At 52.8% G+C, this 18,265-nt stretch carries 21 protein-coding genes; 2 read left to right on the forward strand and 19 right to left on the reverse strand.

What is annotated here, in order from left to right:
- Positions 1-8: 8 nt before the first annotated feature.
- The 10 genes from ilvE to rplU all read right to left on the reverse strand — a co-directional run bounded on the left by ilvE (position 9) and on the right by rplU (position 7,932).
- Positions 9-890, reverse strand: a complete 882-nt coding sequence (gene ilvE, locus KXU80_RS09575; protein ID WP_219837953.1) for a branched-chain-amino-acid transaminase — start codon at positions 888-890, stop codon at positions 9-11.
- A gap of 36 nt (positions 891-926) precedes the next feature.
- Complete coding sequence (gene pheA, locus KXU80_RS09580; protein WP_219837954.1) at positions 927-1,802, reverse strand: prephenate dehydratase; 876 nt, start codon at positions 1,800-1,802, stop codon at positions 927-929.
- Positions 1,799-2,773 carry a homoserine kinase gene (gene thrB / locus KXU80_RS09585; protein ID WP_219837955.1) on the reverse strand — a complete coding sequence of 325 codons (975 nt, stop codon included), beginning with the start codon at positions 2,771-2,773 and terminating at the stop codon, positions 1,799-1,801. The genes pheA and thrB overlap by 4 nt, the downstream gene beginning before the upstream one ends.
- A 21-nt stretch (positions 2,774-2,794) precedes the next feature.
- Complete coding sequence (locus KXU80_RS09590; RefSeq protein WP_219837956.1) at positions 2,795-4,081, reverse strand: homoserine dehydrogenase; 1,287 nt, start codon at positions 4,079-4,081, stop codon at positions 2,795-2,797.
- Between the two features lie 22 nt (positions 4,082-4,103).
- The gene (locus KXU80_RS09595; RefSeq protein WP_308858220.1) at positions 4,104-4,541 is read right to left on the reverse strand and encodes an ACT domain-containing protein; all 438 of its coding nucleotides are present in this window, start codon (positions 4,539-4,541) and stop codon (positions 4,104-4,106) included.
- A gap of 200 nt (positions 4,542-4,741) precedes the next feature.
- Positions 4,742-6,070, reverse strand: coding sequence for a GTPase ObgE (obgE, locus tag KXU80_RS09600; RefSeq protein ID WP_219837958.1), 1,329 nt, complete (start codon positions 6,068-6,070; stop codon positions 4,742-4,744).
- Between the two features lie 17 nt (positions 6,071-6,087).
- Positions 6,088-6,816: a Spo0B domain-containing protein gene (locus tag KXU80_RS09605; protein WP_219837959.1), complete on the reverse strand. Its 729-nt coding sequence runs from the start codon at positions 6,814-6,816 to the stop codon at positions 6,088-6,090.
- Between the two features lie 132 nt (positions 6,817-6,948).
- Positions 6,949-7,254, reverse strand: a complete 306-nt coding sequence (gene rpmA, locus KXU80_RS09610; protein WP_219837960.1) for a 50S ribosomal protein L27 — start codon at positions 7,252-7,254, stop codon at positions 6,949-6,951.
- Between the two features lie 14 nt (positions 7,255-7,268).
- Positions 7,269-7,610, reverse strand: coding sequence for a ribosomal-processing cysteine protease Prp (locus tag KXU80_RS09615; protein ID WP_219837961.1), 342 nt, complete (start codon positions 7,608-7,610; stop codon positions 7,269-7,271).
- A gap of 10 nt (positions 7,611-7,620) precedes the next feature.
- Positions 7,621-7,932: a 50S ribosomal protein L21 gene (gene rplU / locus KXU80_RS09620; protein ID WP_219837962.1), complete on the reverse strand. Its 312-nt coding sequence runs from the start codon at positions 7,930-7,932 to the stop codon at positions 7,621-7,623.
- A 282-nt stretch (positions 7,933-8,214) separates the two neighbouring features.
- Here rplU and KXU80_RS09625 point away from each other — a divergent pair, with 282 nt between their 5' ends.
- On the forward strand, positions 8,215-8,370 hold the full coding sequence (locus KXU80_RS09625) for a hypothetical protein (RefSeq protein ID WP_219837963.1): 156 nt from the start codon (positions 8,215-8,217) through the stop codon (positions 8,368-8,370).
- A gap of 35 nt (positions 8,371-8,405) precedes the next feature.
- The gene (locus tag KXU80_RS09630; RefSeq protein WP_219837965.1) at positions 8,406-9,779 is read left to right on the forward strand and encodes an arsenic transporter; all 1,374 of its coding nucleotides are present in this window, start codon (positions 8,406-8,408) and stop codon (positions 9,777-9,779) included.
- On the opposite strand, the gene KXU80_RS09635 is transcribed toward KXU80_RS09630, so the two are convergent.
- The 9 genes from KXU80_RS09635 to KXU80_RS09675 form a co-directional block, all read right to left on the reverse strand.
- On the reverse strand, positions 9,750-10,988 hold the full coding sequence (locus tag KXU80_RS09635; protein ID WP_219837966.1) for an Rne/Rng family ribonuclease: 1,239 nt from the start codon (positions 10,986-10,988) through the stop codon (positions 9,750-9,752). The genes KXU80_RS09630 and KXU80_RS09635 overlap by 30 nt on opposite strands.
- A 42-nt stretch (positions 10,989-11,030) precedes the next feature.
- Entirely contained in the window at positions 11,031-11,918 is an 888-nt protein-coding gene (locus KXU80_RS09640; protein WP_219837967.1) for a site-2 protease family protein, read from the reverse strand.
- Positions 11,911-12,921, reverse strand: a complete 1,011-nt coding sequence (locus KXU80_RS09645) for a M23 family metallopeptidase (protein WP_219837968.1) — start codon at positions 12,919-12,921, stop codon at positions 11,911-11,913. The genes KXU80_RS09640 and KXU80_RS09645 overlap by 8 nt, the downstream gene beginning before the upstream one ends.
- A gap of 147 nt (positions 12,922-13,068) precedes the next feature.
- Positions 13,069-14,220 carry an FtsW/RodA/SpoVE family cell cycle protein gene (locus KXU80_RS09650; RefSeq protein ID WP_219837969.1) on the reverse strand — a complete coding sequence of 384 codons (1,152 nt, stop codon included), beginning with the start codon at positions 14,218-14,220 and terminating at the stop codon, positions 13,069-13,071.
- Between the two features lie 7 nt (positions 14,221-14,227).
- On the reverse strand, positions 14,228-15,019 hold the full coding sequence (gene minD / locus KXU80_RS09655) for a septum site-determining protein MinD (protein ID WP_219837970.1): 792 nt from the start codon (positions 15,017-15,019) through the stop codon (positions 14,228-14,230).
- A 17-nt stretch (positions 15,020-15,036) separates the two neighbouring features.
- Entirely contained in the window at positions 15,037-15,696 is a 660-nt protein-coding gene (locus KXU80_RS09660; RefSeq protein WP_258171338.1) for a septum site-determining protein MinC, read from the reverse strand.
- 66 nt (positions 15,697-15,762) lie between these two features.
- Positions 15,763-16,287, reverse strand: a complete 525-nt coding sequence (mreD, locus tag KXU80_RS09665; protein ID WP_219837972.1) for a rod shape-determining protein MreD — start codon at positions 16,285-16,287, stop codon at positions 15,763-15,765.
- Positions 16,284-17,126 carry a rod shape-determining protein MreC gene (gene mreC, locus KXU80_RS09670; protein ID WP_258171339.1) on the reverse strand — a complete coding sequence of 281 codons (843 nt, stop codon included), beginning with the start codon at positions 17,124-17,126 and terminating at the stop codon, positions 16,284-16,286. Before mreC ends, mreD begins: the two co-directional genes overlap by 4 nt.
- A 95-nt stretch (positions 17,127-17,221) precedes the next feature.
- Positions 17,222-18,256: a rod shape-determining protein gene (locus KXU80_RS09675; protein WP_219837973.1), complete on the reverse strand. Its 1,035-nt coding sequence runs from the start codon at positions 18,254-18,256 to the stop codon at positions 17,222-17,224.
- Positions 18,257-18,265 lie beyond the last annotated feature (9 nt).

Consider the following 18,265-nt stretch of genomic DNA (forward strand, 5'->3'; position numbering starts at 1 on the left):
TACGCGGTTTATTCGTATACCTTTACGCCGTCCACAGCCACTGTTTTCCTGAATTCTTCCAGCAAATGCGTCGTAATCGGGCCGGCCTTGCCGCTGCCGATCGTCCGGCCGTCGACCTCGCGGACCGCGATGACCTCGGCTGCTGTACCGGTGAAGAAGACCTCGTCCGCCACATACACGTCATGCATCGTAAACGGCTCTTCCTTCATCGTGTAGCCAAGTTTCGCGCAAAGCTCGATGATTGTCGCACGCGTAATGCCTTCCAGTGCGCCAATGTAACAAGGCGGTGTATAGACGATACCCCGTTTGATGATAAAAATATTATCGCTGGAGCCTTCAGCCACGTACCCCTGCGAATTCAGCATGATCGCCTCGCCGACTCCGGCCAGGTTCGCTTGAATTTTGACCAGGATATTATTTAAGTAATTCAGCGACTTGATTTTCGGATTCAGCGCATCCGGGATGTTACGGCGCTGAGATACCGACACCGAGACCAAACCTTCACGGTAGGCTTCGGGCGAATAGATTGCCAACTGCTCGACGATGATAATGACCCATGCCGCGGGGCAGCGTTTTGGATCTAGCCCCAGGTTGCCGGGACCGCGTGATACGACGAGGCGTATATATCCGTCACGTAGTCCGTTGCGGCGGATGGTTTCCACGAGTGCTTGCTCCATTTCGGCATAGGAGAGCGGAATGTCCAGCATGATCGACTTTGCTGAATCGTAAAGCCGCTCCAAATGCTCTTTGCATTTAAAGATATTGCCGCTATAGATCCGAATACCTTCGAAGATGCCGTCTCCGTAAAGAAACCCATGATCGAATACGGAAACCTTGGCATCTTCTTTACTGACGTAATCCCCGTTGAGATAAATCACTTGTTCCGCCATGACTTTTCCAGCACCTCCGGTTAGGATTGTTGCCGCTTAACGAGCCTCGTACGTAAAGCTAGGGTAACTGCCCAGCACACGGACTTGACACCCAATCGCTTCAATTTCGGCAATGGCGGATGGGAGCAGCACCGTTTCCATGGACATTTCGATATCGATGAGAAAATAGTAATTGCCCAGCTTCTTCTTCGTCGGCCGCGATTCGATGCGAGATAAGTTGATGCGCCGCCAGGAAAAGGCGGACAGCACCTGATGCAGCGCCCCCGGGTAATCTTCGGGCAGCGTTATGAGAATGCTCGTCTTATGCTTGGCCGATTCGCGCAGCGTGAACGGTTCGTTCCCGATAAGCAGAAACCGCGTGTAATTGTTGTCATGATCGGTAATGGCGGTTTCCAGCACGTCAAGAGCGTTATCCGCCGCCGCCGAGATTTGACCGATTGCCGCCCAGCCCCGTCCGGGGTTGTCGCGAACGATCCGTACAGCCTCGGACGTGCTGCCCACATGCTCTAGTTCGGCGTGAGGAAGACGGCTTTTGAGATACTGCGTGCACTGGGCCATTGCGACAGGATGGCTCATCACTTTCACAATCCGGTCGAACGTTAGTGATCCGTCTGCTCCCGAAAGCTCGGAGGCAGCACCGATCAAATGCTGAATGGAAGGATAGACCCATTCCGCCTGAATCGGCAAATTCACTTCATCGACCAACCAATCAGTATGTAAGCTGACGGAGCCGTCAATGGTATTCTCAATCGGAATGATGGCATACGACGTTTTGCCTTCGGCCGTCGACAGAAACACGTCGGCAATCATGCGGTGGTATTGATACTGAATTTCGGCGCCTTGGTTGTTTAATAAGTATCTCGCCGCTTCATCGGATGTGGAGCCTTTCGGCAAACATGCTACACTTATCATGCCCTGACTTCTCCTTTAATTCGTTCCATGAAAGGAATGGATCTGTCCGTCTGCCCGATCGACAGCTCGGGTCCGTTCAAATCCGGCATCAGCCACCTTGTCTCGGCTTGAATGCCGTGCTGCTGCAGCGTATCAATCAGGAAAGCTTCCAGCTCTGCTTTCCGTGTGCTTCTTCGGTCGACAAGCGTAAGCAGCGTCGGACCTGCGCCGCTGAGCGCGGCTCCAAGCGCCCCGTGCTCCGTTGCCTTATCCAAAATTTCAGACATGCCCGGGATGAGCGGCGCGCGATAAGGCTGATGCAGCTTGTCCCGCATCGCGAACTCGATTAGCTCCAGGCTGCCACTGGCCAATGCAGCCACCAAGAGGGAGCTGCTTGCCACATTGTAGACCGCATCCTTCATCTCAATCATGGATGGAAGCGCATGACGCGCTTTCTCCGTTGCCAACTGAAAAGTCGGAATCGCGACCAGCACCTCAAGATCCGCATGCGGCGCAATCCGCACTTTCTCGGCCCTGCTGCCGTCCCAAGCGGATACGACGATGCCGCCGAATAGAGAGGCGCCTACATTGTCGGGATGACCCTCCAATTCAGAAGCCATGTGAAACAGCTTCTCCTCGCTAAGCGGACTGCCTGCCAGCGCATTCGCCGCAACAAGCGCGCCGACGATGGCGGAAGCACTGCTTCCGAGTCCCCGCGTCAACGGAATGTCGCTATACATCGCGATGCGAAGCTCCGGTATATGCACGCCGGCCTCCTCGAAGACCATCTGCGCTACTTGATAAAGCAAATTGGACTTATCCTCGGGCAAGCCCTTCATACCGTCCCCGTATAGTTCGAAGACGGTCTCGCCATCCGCGGCTTCCATTTCAATCCAAGCGTAAAGCGACAGCGCCATGCCAAGCGTATCAAAGCCCGGACCGAGATTCGCCGTGCTGGCCGGAACCTTTACCAATACCTGGCCGTTTATCATTTTACAGCACCCTCCAACGTTCTAGCCTTCTACACGGTACACGCTCTTGACTGCTTTCACGACATCCATGCTGTCCAGCGACTTCAATACGCGCTTAACGGCTGCCTTGTTGGCGTCATGCGTGATGATAATAATTTCTGCCTCAGGAATGTCCGGATTCGGCTGCTGCAGCACGGACTCCAGGCTGACTTCATACTCCGCGAACGCCTGCGTAATACGGGCAAGCACACCTGCGCGGTCATCCACATGCAGCAGCAGGAAATACTTCGAAGCGATCTGCTCGTCGGTCTTGAGCTTCTTCTCCTTGTAAGCCAGTTTCTCTTGCTTGCCATTTACGCCCAGCTTCAGGTTCTTCACGACAGCGACCAGGTCCGCCACTATGGAGGTCGCCGTCGGCAGCTCGCCTGCGCCTGCGCCGTAGAACATGGTCTCGCCGACGGCTTCGCCGTAGACATAGACCGCATTAAACACGCCGTTCACGGATGCGATCGGGTGGGACAGCTTCACCATCGTCGGCTGCACGCTGACGCTGATATAATCGTCTTGACGCTCCGCGATGCCGAGCAATTTCACTTCGTATCCCAGACGCTTCGCATAGAGAATATCCTCGCGGCTGATCGACGAAATGCCTCTGACATCGACATCCTCAAGCGCTACGTTCGCGCGGAAGCCGAGCGTTGCGAGAATGGTCATTTTGCGCGCCGCGTCCAAGCCTTCCACGTCGGACGTCGGATCTGCTTCGGCATAACCAAGATCCTGAGCCTCCTTCAGTACGTCGCCGTACGCTGCGCCTTCTTTGCTCATTTTGGTAAGAATATAGTTCGTTGTGCCGTTTACGATCCCCATAATCTTCGTAATACGGTCCGAAGAGAAGCCTTCAACCAGTGTACGTATAATCGGAATGCCGCCGGCTACGCTGGCTTCATACATGACGTCGCAGCCATGCTCTTGCGCCTTCGCCAAAATTTCAGGACCATGCAGCGCCATCAAATCCTTATTCGCCGTAACGATATGCTTGCCGCGGGACAAGGCTTCAAGAATATAATTTTTTGTGATTTCGATGCCGCCCATCACTTCGACGATCACATCAATATCCGGGTTATTGATGATTTCCCAAGCATCCTCCGTTAATTTGTCCGGGGATACGCTCACCGCGCGCACTTTGCTTTTATTTTGAACGAGCACCTTTTCGATCACAATCGGAGACCCCACTTGACTCTCCAAATCAGTCTGATGTCCCTCAATAAGGCGAACAACACCTGTTCCTACAGTACCTAATCCAAGCAATCCTACTTTAATCGGCTTCATGCAATAACCTCCAATATATAATCTATCCTTGCCCGATAATGGACGCCTTGCGTACGCCGTCCTGTCTGCGAAGCGCATCCATGAGCTCAGACAGTGCGCCGCTGATTAATGATGTATCGACAGAAATAACGACATTCGCCAGCCCTTGCAGCGGGATCGTCTGATGAATCGTAAGTACGTTTCCTTCAGAGCCGGCTACGAGTCCCAGCACCTTCGAGAGTATGCCCGACCGATGATCCAAATCCATAGAAATGGTCGTAATCGTTTCTCTTTGGAGGTTGTTCTGCGTAAATACGCCGTCTTTATACTTATAGAAAGCGCTTCGGCTTAATCCGACGCGTTCTGCAGCTTCATGAACGGTGGATGCTTCCCCGCGCCGGAGCATTTCTTTCACCTGAATCGTCTTCACGATTGCTTCCGGCAGCATGTCCTCACGGACGACATAATAGCGTTCTTCCACTGACTTAGCCGTCCTCCTTAGAAAGACATCTGTTCTCTTATAGAGGACATTATAACCAATTACAACGGCTCTGGCAATAGGCAAATCCATGGACAACCTTCAACCGCCGCGCGCAGCTCATCCCGCTTCAAAGGAAAAACTGCCGCAAGCCGTATTTGCAGAGCGTTCTGCAAACACTGCCGCGGCAGTTGTCCCTCCTATTAATCGTGATAATAAAAATCGCTTCCTTCGAAGAATTCGAACGTGAAGTCCCCGATTCGTACAATATCGCCGTCCTTGGCACCAATGCTGCGAAGCTCAGCATCGACACCCATCAACCGCAGCGTTCTTGCGAACCGCATAATCGCATCGTAAGAGTTGTTCAAGTTGACGCGCTTCATGAACTTCTCGATATAGGCGCTTTCGACGTAGAAGCCTTCGTTCTCCCTGCCAACCTTGAACGAGCGGTCTTCCTCTTTATCCAGCGTGTACACTTTACGTTCCGCGACGTCCCTGACTTCCTCAATCATGCGCGTCTCCGGTACGGTCGCCAGCAGATCGGCTGCCTTGTAGAGCAGCTCCTGAACGCCCTTCTTCGTCAGCGAAGACATGGCGACGACCTCATGCTTGACTTCTTCTTCCCTAGCTTCCAGCTGTTCACGGAACAGCGCAAGCTGCTCTTCCGCTTCCGGCATGTCCATCTTGTTCGCGACAATAATCTGCGGGCGCTCCGCCAGAATCGGGTTATAGAGCTCCAGCTCCTGATTGATCTTCACCCAGTCGTCATAAGGGTCGCGCCCTTCCGAGCCGGACATATCCAGCACATGCAGTATAATGCGCGTGCGTTCGACATGCCGCAAGAAATCATGTCCGAGTCCGACGCCTTCATGCGCACCCTCGATCAGACCTGGAAGGTCCGCCATGACGAAGCTTCGGCCATCACCAACGTCGACGACTCCAAGGTTCGGTGACAACGTCGTGAAGTGGTACGCGCCGATCTTCGGCTGCGCCGCCGATACAATGGAGAGCAGCGTCGATTTGCCCACGCTTGGGAATCCGACAAGACCCACGTCTGCCATTACTTTCAACTCAAGCACGATCCAGCGTTCCTGACCCTCTTCGCCGTTCTCGGCAAAGTCTGGAGCCGGATTGCTTGCCGATGCGAAACGAGTGTTGCCCCGTCCGCCGCGTCCGCCTCTCGCAACGACGATTTCCGAGCCCTGTTGCGTCATGTCCGCAATAATTTCCTGTGAATCTTCGTCTAGGATAACCGTTCCAGGCGGAATACGAATGACCGTGTTCTCCGCGTTCGCGCCGTGCATCGTCTTGACTTTGCCGCGCTCGCCTCGTTCGCCCTTAAAGTGTTTCTGATACCTGAAGTCCATCAACGTGCGAAGGCCTTCATCGACGCGAAAAATGACGTCGCCGCCCTTTCCGCCGTCGCCGCCGGCTGGTCCGCCCTGCGGTACGTATTTCTCCCTGCGGTACGACACGATTCCGTTGCCGCCGTCGCCGCCTTTTACAAATATTTTCGCCTTATCGACAAACATGTCTTGTCAGCCTCCGTCTATTTCCCAAGCTTCGCCTCAAGCGCTAAGCTGCCTTCATCGTAATCCGTATCCGCCAGGAACAGCGGCGAGCCCTGAAGCGCACGCTCGCAATTCGTCTTCCACTCTTCAGGCGACTTCAAGTCCCCATCAAAATGAAACGAAATATGAAGCTCGTCCTCATCCCTTGATAGATCGATTAGCAGCTTTGCCGGTTCACCATAGTTCGGCGCCGTTGCAAACCGATAGGCTTGAATCAGCGCCATGACGGTCTCCGCCGCCCTTCTGCCATCCAGCGGCAGATCGGCCAGATTCACGTCGCCGTCGATGTCCATATCAATGACCATTGTGTTACATTGCGTTCGAAAGGACTGCAAAAACATAATGAGCGCAGGATCGCCAAGCTTCGCGATTTTGCTTTCGCTCATCATCCGTTCTCTTATCTGTTCCACGTACGGAATCGTCTTATCCATTTTACCCATCCGAATATAACCGTACAGAACCTGAAGATCATTCATCCAATCATGGCGGTGATGATTCAGTGTCGTTATTGCCGTCTCCTGCATCGTCTGTTCCAAGCGTAAATAGCGACGCTGCTGCTCGTTCTGTATGCTGCGGAACCATAACCATGCCGCTAGCACGGTCCAAATAACGAAGAGGACAAGCAGCCCCTGCTGTGAAGGCCAAATAAGAACTGCAGCTGCAGGTACAATGATGGATGAAGCAGCATAATAACTGGTGCGATTCATCTGCGAGCCTACTTTCCTATTCTTTCCTAGCCTTAAACAGTATAGCACGAGAAAGATGAAAGTTCATCCGAGCTTAGGTATCGTTATAAAAAAAAGAAAACCCCGGTCTGCAGGCAGACCGGGGAGTTTTTCTTATTCCGCTGCAGCGACAGCAGCTGCTGCAACCGGGTAAACGCTGACTTTCTTACGGTCGCGTCCCCAACGTTCGTATTTCACGACGCCTTCAATTTTCGCGAAGAGCGTATCGTCTTTACCGATACCAACGTTGTTGCCCGGGTGAACTTTCGTTCCGCGTTGACGAACAAGGATGCTTCCCGCCGTTACCGTTTGACCGTCAGCGCGTTTAGCGCCGAGACGTTTGGATTGGCTGTCACGTCCGTTCTTTGTGGAACCTACGCCTTTCTTCGAAGCGAAGAGCTGAAGATTCAGTTTCAACATGGATGTTCCCTCCTTTACTCACGAAATTGTTGACGAATTCCAACATACTTTCCGTATGCATCTGCAATCGACTGAAGCATCACGATCATGCTTTCCAGAAGAAGCTGCACTTTCTCGTTCGAGACCGCGTCATCAGCTACTGGGATTTCCGACCGGAGCCATCCGCTCTTCATCGAAGCCGGGAGCACGACGCCCGCCAGTGCCTCGATCGCGTTCACCGTACCGACTGAAACAGACGATACGCCCGCGCATACAATGTCTTTGCCGGGCTTGGCAAACTTAGCATGTCCTTCGATTACAAACGATACGATCCGTGAATCAACAGCTGATTGCCGCTCAATAGTGACCGTAATCATCGTTGACCTCTTAAGCTTGGATTTTGCCAATCGTTACTTTGGAGTACGGTTGACGGTGACCTTGCTTACGGCGGTAGTTTTTCTTCGCTTTATATTTATAAACGATGATTTTTTGACCTCTGCCGTGTTTTTCAACTGTAGCCGTTACAGTAGCGCCGGAAACAAGCGGAGCGCCAGTTACGAGCTCTGCGCCTTTGGAAACAGCCAATACGCGGTCGAATGTTACGCTCCCGCCTTCAGCAGCATCCAATTTCTCGATGTAAAGAACGTCGCCTTCTTGCACTTTGTATTGTTTTCCACCAGTTTCAATAATCGCAAACATGTGTTGCACCTCCTTATATTGAAGACTCGCCTGATGCAGGTGCCGCGACAGCAAAGCCGTACGAGCTTATGTACCTGTTCGGTGCGGTATTTACCTGCAAAAGATAACTCAATCGCAGACACCATAATAGAATAGCACACATATTGCCCAATATCAATCTATTTCTTCACTTTGTTGGTTCATCATCCATACCAAATCTATAAAACTCTCATATGCTGGAGTATAAATAGAGGCCAGAGACATTTGGAAGCTTGATATATTTGCCGAGGGAGGCGAAACAATTTGCTTGTTCTACTTATTATTGCTTTTTCGGGATCGCTGCTCTTTTATTTGCTGCAGCCGCCCGTGCCCAATCATGAAGCAGCATATGACTTTCAGGAGAAGGCGCAGCCGGAAGTCATGACCGAGCCTCCGCCGATAACCAACATTCAACTGTAATGCCTTAAAGCCACAGCAAGGGGTGAATAGGAACCATGTATGGCACTTTAGCGACTACGTTAACCATCTTCTCATTTGTCATGACTGTCGTTCTCATCCTATGGAGGCCGAAGGAAATCAACGAAGCGATCCCGGCTATGGCCGGAGCTGTGCTCGTGCTGCTTAGCGGAACCGTCACACTGGATGATTTTGGTCAAATCTCCAAAACCGTGAGCGGGGCGGCGATTACGATCATGGCCACCATCGTCATGGCCGTCGTGCTGGAAAGCTTCGGTTTTTTTATTTGGGCGGCGGAAGGACTAGCTGCTCGGGCCAAAGGCTCAGGCATCCGACTTTTTTGGTATGTCAACCTGATCTGCTTTCTGATGACGCTCTTCTTCAACAATGACGGCAGCATTCTCATTACAACGCCCATTCTGCTTATTTTGCTGCAAAACTTAGGCCTCAAGCCGCATCAGAAGATTCCCTATCTGCTCTCGGGCGCCCTTGTCGCAACCGCGTCGAGCGCACCGATTGGGGTAAGCAATATCGTTAATTTAATCGCGCTCAAAATCGTCCATATGACGCTTTATATGCATACGCTTATGATGTTCGTGCCCGCAAGCCTTGGACTTTTGTTCATGGTTTTCCTCATTTTCCTGGTCAGTTACCGATCCCTGCCGAAGAAGCTTCCCGCCATGAACGGAAAGCTGTGGATGAAGAGCCTGGACACGTCGCAGCATCCGCTGAAGCATGCGCCGACGGTGAGCCGGCTTACATTCTCCACGCCGATAGCGAGGACCCGCTTCATGCAAAAGGTGCTGCTCTTCGTATTTTTCATGCGCGTCTGCTTGTTCGTCGCTTCTTATTTTGCTATCCCGATCTGGCTTGTTTCGGTTGTGGGATCTGCAATCCTGCTAGGATGGCGCTGGTATTACCTGCGCATTCCGCCAGTTGATATGATCAAAAAGACGCCGTGGCATATTCTCGTCTTCGCCTTCGGCATGTATGTCATCATTTATGGGATCCATAATATCGGCTTTACATCGTGGCTTGTCCACGTCTTCGAACCGATCGTAAGCGGCAGCTTGCTGAACGCAAGCCTTATTCTGGGCATGATTCAAAGTGCCATGTCGACGCTCTTCAATAACCATCCTGCACTAATGATCGGCACCTTAACATTGACGGATATGAATCTAGACCCGCTCACGCTCAAAATCGCCTACTTGGCAAATGTCATCGGAAGCGACATCGGCTCATTGCTTCTGCCTGTTGGTACGCTTGCTTCTCTAATCTGGCTGCATGTCCTGCGCAAAAACAAAGTCAAAGTGAGCTGGAAGGACTACACCAAGGTTACCATTATCGTCATCCCGCCGACCGTCTTGTTCACCTTGGTCATTCTATACTATTGGGTTAGCTGGATTTTTTAACGTATCCTTAACAGGCGCTGTCGTTTGCTCGCGCACTTTCTTGCGTGTCATTTCCAGCAGCCCAAGTCTTGTCCAGCCGACAACCTGACATTTCGTCCGATCAGAACGAACATGGCTCTCCAGCAGCTGCATCACTTGTTCCCGGTGCCCTTCCTCTTCCATATCGATAAAATCGACGATGATAATTCCGCCTGCGTCGCGAAGACGCAGCAGCCTTGCGATCTGCTCCGCTGCCTCCAGGTTAGTCCGAAAGACCGTGTCTTCCAAATCAGAAGTTCCGATGTATTTGCCTGTATTCACATCGATAACGGTCAGCGCTTCCGTTTGGTCCCAAACCAAATCGCCTCCGGACTTCAGGCGGTAACGCCGCTGGCAAGCCACATGCAGCTGCTCGCGGATCTGATACTGCTGAAACAAGGATACGCCCCTGCTCTGCTGCGGATCGAATAAACGCAGCCTCGGCAGCATGCCGGGCGCAACGCTGCTCATCATGACTTCCGTCTTCTGATAGACCGCGGGGTCATCGATCCAGATTTCGTCCATCTCCGTTGTCAGCAAATCCCGTACGAGCCGGTGCACGAGATCCGCGTCCCTGTGGAGGAGTGAAGGCGCGGGCGCTTCCAAGCCTTTATGCTCGATGGCATGCCAGAGCTCGCGGAGAAGCTGCACGTCCTGCTGAAGCGCTTCGTGACTCTCGCCTTCGGCTGCTGTCCGCAAAATGACACCTTCTCCCGGATGCCGAATCGCTTCGCCGATGACGCGCATGCGTGAGCGGACCGATTCCGTGCTAACTTTCTTTGAAACGCCGACGTAATCCGCAATCGGCATATAAACGAGAAATCTGCCTGGCAGTGAGAAATGAGTCGTTACCCGGGCGCCCTTGCCCCCAAACGGCTCTTTCATTACCTGCACGAGCAGCTCTTGACCAGCTTTCAGCAGCGTTCCGATTTGGGGCTTTTCCTTAGCTTGGCGCTCCAAGTGCGGATGCAGTACATCATCGATGTATAGAAAAGCGTTTTTGGCCAGCCCGATGTCGACGAAAGCCGCCTGCATGCCCGGCAGCACGTTGACGACGCGGCCTTTGTAAATACTTCCCGCCAGCTGACCTGCATTGTCCTTCTTCTCCATATAAAACTCATAAAGCGTTCTATCGTTCACGATTGCGATTTGCAGCATATCTATTTGACCGTGCACCAGCATTTTCTTCATATCTTGACCTCCTGTCCCAGTCGGTCCCCACTGATACACATTTTACATGAAAAGCTCTAAGACTGCACGATCGGCCTTGCCATCCGACAGAAATCCGTTAACGAGCCGCTGCTCCGGCAATACCGCGAGCACTTCCCCCTTCTCTTCCATCACGACAATCAAGTGGTAGCTGTCCCGCTTAAACAGCCGCAGTGCATCCAGAATGGCGTAGCCCTTGGGAACGATAATCGGCAGCGCCCAGACGCCCTGAGTCACCGATCTAGAGGACGAAACCGCCCGATTCGTCAAGAAACGCAGGAACAAGAACGGGATATTGCGATAAGCTGTCCAATTGCTGAACAGGAGGAAGAATCCCACAGCTGCGAGATTCAGCTGCAGATGAATCGCGTTTCTGCTGATTATGGCCGGCACGAACGCATACGCGATCATCATCGAACTGAATAGGAGACTCATTCTAGTCCCCCATATCAATGTCCCATGAAAGGTTAGCGTCCTGCTGAGGGCCGCCTGCATCAGCTTCCCGCCATCCAGCGGCAGAATTGGAAGCATATTGAAAAGGCCAATCATGATATTCGCCTGACATACATACGCCGCCCACTCATGGCTCCATATCCCAAGCTGGCCGAGGAGCCAAGCCGCTCCGGCCATCCACGCATTTTGGAGGGGACCCGCGATAGCTACGAGTGCCTCCTCCTTCGCCGGCAGTCCGCTCCCGTCCTCAACCTCAGCCACCCCGCCGAAAGGCAGCAGCTTCACCTCGCGAACCGTCCAGCCGTAACCTCTAGCAGCGACGACATGTCCTAGCTCATGGACGATGACAATTGCGAACAAGGTCATTAGCTCTACGAAATACCCTGTCAGGACAGAAGCGAGCATGACGAGCACGAAGAGCGGATGAATAGACCACCGGATGCCGCCAAGTTTAATCAAGCGGGACGACGTCCGCTGGATTGACGTATCGGCCTTTCTCCTTCACCGCAAAAAATAACAGGCTCTGTTTATCGACATCAGCTGCTGCCAATGTACCGAGCGATTTACCCGCTTCGACCCAATCATTCGCCGCTACGATCACCTTGGCGAGATGGCCGTATATCGTCACACGATCATTCGCATGCTGGACTACGACGGTCTCCATGTTATCGTCGTCCTTCGAGACCACGATGACGCGGCCCGTCTCTGCTGCAAGCACCGCCTGGCCCGGCTCGCCCGCCATTTCGACGCCGCTTAGCGTTGCCGCAAACGATTGCACGACTGCGCCGTCCGGAAGCGGAGACACAATCGGGAGCTCTACAGCTCCTGCAGCAAGCTGCGACTCCTCGTCGCCATGATTGCCGAAGAGCGGAATGAATGACGGCGCTCCCGCGAACCACTTCTTGTACAACGCAGCCGCGGCATCAAAATCCATTTGCTCCGTCAGTGCGATCGTTACAACTTCCCGTCCTTGCTTAGCTGCGGGGACATCCAGCTTGAACATGCCAAACACGATGCAGAAAATTGCAGCTGAAATAACCGTTTGTATGAATAAGCCTCTGGCAATAAACGGATAATCCCGTTCCGGCTGCTTCGGGCCATTCAGCTTGCCGTCCCGCCTTTCCTTACTTGGAAGCGGAGCAATTCGCCAACCGGCCGTTTCCCACGGGTTAGGATTCGATTTCCAGAGCCGTTCAGGATCTTCCTCCCCCAGCTGCTGCGCTGACAAAGAAGGCAATAATTCAGGCATAGATGAGGCTGACCTGTTCATGCTCGCCTGCTGCGGCAAGGCTTGACTCACCTGTGTGTGTGGAAGCGGATGCCTTCCCTGCGCTTCCGATTGAACGGCCTGTGATTGCAGCTGAGGCTTGTTTACCTGCTCCAGCGCCTGCTTAGCGTTAAGCTCCATAATTCGGCGTATCCGCTCCTGCCTGCGCCCGCGGATACTGTCTCGCGTATCCATCGCCCATCCCCTCCACCAATACAGCTTGTTCACTCCAGTATATGAGATGGCTGGACGGGTTATGAGTGGGAGACTGGCAGCTCTATCCAACGCTGGAGAGGGAACAGACTAGATCCAAAAAAAAAGCCGCCGGTATCGACCGGACGGCTAAGCTGCCATTTCGTATTTCTCTTGATGCACCTTGACGCTGAACACAAGGCCGATACAGAGCATGTTAAGAAGAAGCGAGGTACCTCCGTAGCTGATGAAAGGCAGCGTAATTCCCGTAATGGGCATCAAGCCAATCATCATGCCGATGTTTTGGAAGACTTGGAAGACGTACATGGAAACAATTCCGATGATGATGAACGATCCCCGCAAGTCATAACACTGGAAGGCAATAATAATCATCCTGTAAATCAAGAGGAAATACAGCATCAGCACGACCGCAGCGCCCTGGAAGCCGAACTCCTCTCCGATCACGACAAAGATCGCATCCGAGTATGGGTATGGAATGAACTTCCGGTTCTTGGATTCGCCCTTCATATAACCGTCACCGGTCAAGCCGCCGGAACCGATGGCGATCTTCGCCTTGCTGGCTTGATATACTTCCTTCTCGGAAGCCGTTTCTGGGTTGATGAAGCCGTTAATTCGCTCGTACCAGTGCACCTTGCTGTGATCGTACAAATAATCATGAATTTGTTTATTGTAGGTATTGAACATGAATATGAATAGCAGCAGCCCGCCTACGATAATCGTCAGTCCCAGCAGCACATGCGTGTACCTCACGTTCCCAATCCACAGCATGCCGAGCACAATCACAAGATAGATAATGGCATTCCCGAGATCCGGCTGAATCATTACGAGGGCGAAAGGAACGAACGAGAACACCGCCACGACAAACAGATCGCTGCGCACCCGTAATGGATCGCCCTGCCTTCTGCCCATCAGGTAGGCCACCGTAATGATCAAGATAATCTTAACCATCTCCGCAGGCTGGAACTGCAGCAAGCCGCCGAACAGCTCGAACCAGCTTCGGGCACCGTTGATTTCCGGTGCCGTGAAATAAACGACGACGAGAAGCACGATTCCGATGCCGTAGAGAACATACCACGCTTTCAGGAACAGCCGGTAATCAATGAGGGCGGACACAATGGCCACGAAAAAGCCCATGCCATAGAAAATCAGCGTCTTCAGATCGTAATTGGCATAATCCGGGTTACCGTAGGTCGCGCTATGAACGAGCAGCGTACTGACCGCCGTGAATGCCATAAGGATGATCATCATCCCGGCATCTATTTTTTTCAGTTTATTGAACACTTCGTAATCATCCTATTCCAAGGAACTTGCGGAACCGCTTGATTACACCCGATTTCTCTTCAAGCGGCATTAGCGGAACCATATCGCCGAGCATCCTGCGCGCAATGTTGCGATATGCGATCGCTGCACGCGACGATGGATCCATGACAGTCGGCTCGCCTGCATTCGCCGAGCGGATGACCTTCTCGTCATCCGGCACAATGCCCAGCAGGTCGATTGCAAGCACTTGACAAATTTCATCAATGTCGAGCATTTCTCCCGTTCGAACCATGTTAGCGCGAATCCGGTTGATGACGAGTCTGGCCGGTACTTGCGCCTGCTCCAGCAGACCGATAACGCGGTCAGCGTCACGGACCGCCGCATTCTCCGGCGTCGTAACGACGATGGCGCGGTCGGCACCTGCTATGGCGTTTCGGAAGCCCTGTTCGATCCCGGCAGGACAATCGATGATAACATAATCGAATTCCTTCTTGAGCTCCAGCACGATATCCTTGACCTTCTCCGGCGTGATGTCGCTCTTGTCCTTCGTCTGTGCGGCGGGCAGCATATAGAGCTCTTCGAAACGCTTATCCTTGACGAGCGCCTGATTGAGCCGGCACCGTCCTTCCGCAACATCGATCAGATCATAGATGATGCGGTTTTCCAGCCCCATGACCACGTCTAAATTGCGCAAACCGATATCGGTATCAACCATGCATATTTTTTTTCCCAGCAATGCCAGCGCCGTGCCGATATTGGCCGAGGACGTCGTCTTGCCGACGCCGCCTTTACCCGATGTAACAACGATCGCTTCTCCCATGACCACACACTCCCCGCTCAAGCTCTAAACACAGCCGGCAGCTTACGTAGCCGCTGCAGCTGCGTGATCTTATCGATTTTCATGACGCCTTCGCTCAGGTACGCAAACTCCATCATCGCATCCCCTGTCATCCATTCATCAGGCGGACGGCTGATCACTTCCTGGATGCGAAGCTGGGTCGGTCTTAGGAGAGATGCGGCGATAACAGCATCTTCCTTTCCTTTATAACCGGCATGCGCCAATCCGCGAAGCGCGCCAAGCACATAGATATCACCAGTGCACAGCAGCGTCCCGCCGGGATTGAGATCACCCAATAACAATAGATTTCCGTCATGCTCAAGTGTCTGACCGGAGCGAATGATGCCTGAGAGCACTTTCATATTGTTGCCGTCTTCCGGCTTAGTTTCGTTACGTACTTCACTTTCAATGGACTGCACAAGCAAATTGCCCTGCTGACGGATGGCCGATTTGATCCGATCCTTCTCTTCTTCATTCAATTGGCGGGTGCCGAGCTTCACTTGAACGTGAACGATGGGACCAGACAGCAGCTGTTGATGCGATTTTTCCAATTTATATTGCAGCTCTTCCAGCAATGCGGAAAATTCGCAATTGTCGTCGAGAAGGAAAATAAGTCCTTCCTTGACGCCTTTTATCGTAATATGCTGCTTCTCGGTCACGCTCGTCCCACCCCTCTCTATATACGATTCTTTCATACAGGCTTCGATTCCTGCATGAGTTCGGCGTTAATCTTCTTCCTCTTCGGTTTTGGGCTTCAAACTGCCTTCAAACCAACGTCTCACCGGGATATACATCGCCAGTGCGAATAAAAGCTGAAGAAACAGACTCGGAATCATATGCTGCGATAAGGCCCATTGAAAGCTCTGATTGGTGAGCCGGAATACGCGATAAATAATATAAACGACCGTGTCATTCACTAGAGTAGAGACGCTGATTACGAACAACGCCATCAACAAAGTACTGCGCTTGCGTTCCAGGAGGAGGCCCGTCAGATAGCCGACTAGTCCCATCGCGAACGAATGCACGCCGATAATACGGCCGTAAAAGGCGAGATCCTGCAGCAGGCCGAACGCCATCCCCAGCACAAGCGCCGTATGCCTTCCACGATACAAGGCGGCAAACAAGACAAACGCCAGCGTAAAATGAGGTACGATCCGGCCGACCATGGAATCCGGCAGCAGCCAGTAGAAGACCGTGCCTTCTGTAAGGAAGAACAGCAGCATGACCCCTATTATGCGCTGCAGGCTCATGGCGTGACTTCTCCCGTTTCCGATTCAGGCGTTTGTACGACAAATACTTCCGTTAGATGGTCGAAATCCGCAGCCGGCGTGATCGTTGCCGTGTACGTGAGACCGAAGTCCCCCACCTGACTGGAATCGACGGTGCCGATGACCATGCCTCTCGGAAACACGTTGCCTAGACCGGAGGTGATGATCGTGTCACCTTTCTTGAGCGGATCGGTCTCGGAAATCTTGGACATGGACAGCTTGCCTGTTTCCGTGTCGTAGTTGTCAACGATACCGAAGGACTCCTTCTCCTTGCCAAGCACGGTCGCAGCAATTTGCTTCGTATCCGTCGAATTCACATTCAGCTTCGTAATCGGCATAACCGAGGAGAAGAAAGGATCTACTCGGCTCGTCAGGCCGACGAGGCCTTTGTTCGTCACGACGACCATGTTCGGCTTGATGCCGTCTCTGGAACCGAGATTGATACGAATCGTTTCGTCGTAGGGATCGTTGTTAACCGCCACGACCTGCGCAATCAAGTACTTGTAATTGTTCAGCTGCTTCTGACGCTCGGTAAAATGCAAGTCGTCCTGAAGCTGCTTCAGCTCAGATTCCATGAAATTATATTTAATGCTGTCTCTTGCGTAAGCAGCCGCCGCGATCCGCAGCTGTTCATTTTCCTTGTAAACCTCGCGCATGTGGGAGAAATCCTTGAACATGTCCGAAATATAGCCGGCCGGCCTGTACAGCCACTGCTGGAAGAAGCCCGTGGTGTCAAGCGCGAAGTACTCCGGCCACGTCAGCTTCTTCCGGTCGCCGATCGAGAAGCCCATTACGGCAACGAATAGTATAAATACGATCATGAGCACAAACATCCGTCTGTTGCGCATCCAGTTAAACACTACATTTCACCCGCCATTTCCGCTCATCCGAATTCCCCAATCCTTTACTTGCCGGATTATTTCTTGGAACGGGAAACCGGGCCTCCGCGAGTTTTGAACAGGTCGATGTTGTCAAGCGCACGTCCGGTGCCGATTGCCACGCAATCCAGCGGGTTCTCCGCCACGATAACCGGCATGCCGGTTTCTCTCGCGAGCAGCTTGTCCAGGTTCTTAAGCAGTGCCCCGCCGCCGGTCAGCACGATGCCGCGGTCCATAATATCCGCGGACAACTCAGGCGGGCATTTCTCCAATGTAATCTTTACCGCATCTACAATCGCATTGACGGTATCTGCAAGCGCATCGCAGATTTCCTCCGAGGAGATCGGAAGCGTCTTCGGCAAGCCCGATACGAGATCACGGCCGCGAATTTCGATAGACTCCGCGCGGTCTAGCGCAAGCGCCGATCCGATTTCCATTTTCAGCTGTTCTGCCGTGCGCTCACCGATCATCAGGTTGTACATCCGTTTAATATAATGAATGATCGCCTCATCCATCTCGTCGCCGGCAATCCGAATGGAACGGCTTGTGACGATCCCTCCGAGCGAAATAACCGCAACCTCCGTCGTGCCTCCGCCGATATCGACAACCATGCTTCCGGTCGGCTCCCATACCGGCAAGTCAGCGCCGATCGCCGCCGCGAACGGCTCCTCAATAGTAAACGCTTCGCGCGCGCCTGCTTGAACGGTCGCATCCTTAACCGCGCGCTGTTCAACAGCCGTGATGCCCGACGGCACGCAAACCATGACGTTCGGGTGGCGCGTGAACAAGCCGCGGCTCTTCTGCGCTTGACGAATGAAATATTTGATCATGGTAGCCGTTGTGTCGAAATCCGCGATAACGCCGTCTTTCATTGGGCGAATGGCACGAATATTGCCAGGCGTCCGACCGATCATTTTCTTCGCGTGTTCGCCTACAGCTTCGATTTTTTTCGTATCCGTACGAAGAGCAACCACCGAAGGCTCTCTCACGACAATCCCTTTTCCTTTTACATAGACGAGTGTGTTAGCAGTGCCAAGGTCAATTCCTAAATCTTTCGTAAAACCACCAAACATGTTTGTATC

It is taken from the genome of Paenibacillus sp. R14(2021) (assembly GCF_019431355.1).
In the GTDB taxonomy this organism is placed as follows: Bacteria; Bacillota; Bacilli; order Paenibacillales; family Paenibacillaceae; genus Paenibacillus_Z.

What these genes read in the sequence shown, in the direction of transcription:
- ilvE (WP_219837953.1), bottom strand. Translation starts at nt 890, where the DNA reads ATGGCGGAACAAGTGATTTATCTCAACGGGGATTACGTCAGTAAAGAA.
- pheA (WP_219837954.1), bottom strand. Translation starts at nt 1,802, where the DNA reads ATGATAAGTGTAGCATGTTTGCCGAAAGGCTCCACATCCGATGAAGCG.
- thrB (WP_219837955.1), bottom strand. Translation starts at nt 2,773, where the DNA reads ATGATAAACGGCCAGGTATTGGTAAAGGTTCCGGCCAGCACGGCGAAT.
- KXU80_RS09590 (WP_219837956.1), bottom strand. Translation starts at nt 4,081, where the DNA reads ATGAAGCCGATTAAAGTAGGATTGCTTGGATTAGGTACTGTAGGAACA.
- obgE (WP_219837958.1), bottom strand. Translation starts at nt 6,070, where the DNA reads ATGTTTGTCGATAAGGCGAAAATATTTGTAAAAGGCGGCGACGGCGGC.
- KXU80_RS09605 (WP_219837959.1), bottom strand. Translation starts at nt 6,816, where the DNA reads ATGAATCGCACCAGTTATTATGCTGCTTCATCCATCATTGTACCTGCA.
- rpmA (WP_219837960.1), bottom strand. Translation starts at nt 7,254, where the DNA reads ATGTTGAAACTGAATCTTCAGCTCTTCGCTTCGAAGAAAGGCGTAGGT.
- KXU80_RS09615 (WP_219837961.1), bottom strand. Translation starts at nt 7,610, where the DNA reads ATGATTACGGTCACTATTGAGCGGCAATCAGCTGTTGATTCACGGATC.
- rplU (WP_219837962.1), bottom strand. Translation starts at nt 7,932, where the DNA reads ATGTTTGCGATTATTGAAACTGGTGGAAAACAATACAAAGTGCAAGAA.
- KXU80_RS09630 (WP_219837965.1), top strand. Translation starts at nt 8,406, where the DNA reads ATGTATGGCACTTTAGCGACTACGTTAACCATCTTCTCATTTGTCATG.
- KXU80_RS09635 (WP_219837966.1), bottom strand. Translation starts at nt 10,988, where the DNA reads ATGAAGAAAATGCTGGTGCACGGTCAAATAGATATGCTGCAAATCGCA.
- KXU80_RS09645 (WP_219837968.1), bottom strand. Translation starts at nt 12,921, where the DNA reads ATGGATACGCGAGACAGTATCCGCGGGCGCAGGCAGGAGCGGATACGC.
- minD (WP_219837970.1), bottom strand. Translation starts at nt 15,019, where the DNA reads ATGGGAGAAGCGATCGTTGTTACATCGGGTAAAGGCGGCGTCGGCAAG.
- mreD (WP_219837972.1), bottom strand. Translation starts at nt 16,287, where the DNA reads ATGAGCCTGCAGCGCATAATAGGGGTCATGCTGCTGTTCTTCCTTACA.
- mreC (WP_258171339.1), bottom strand. Translation starts at nt 17,126, where the DNA reads ATGATCGTATTTATACTATTCGTTGCCGTAATGGGCTTCTCGATCGGC.
- KXU80_RS09675 (WP_219837973.1), bottom strand. Translation starts at nt 18,256, where the DNA reads ATGTTTGGTGGTTTTACGAAAGATTTAGGAATTGACCTTGGCACTGCT.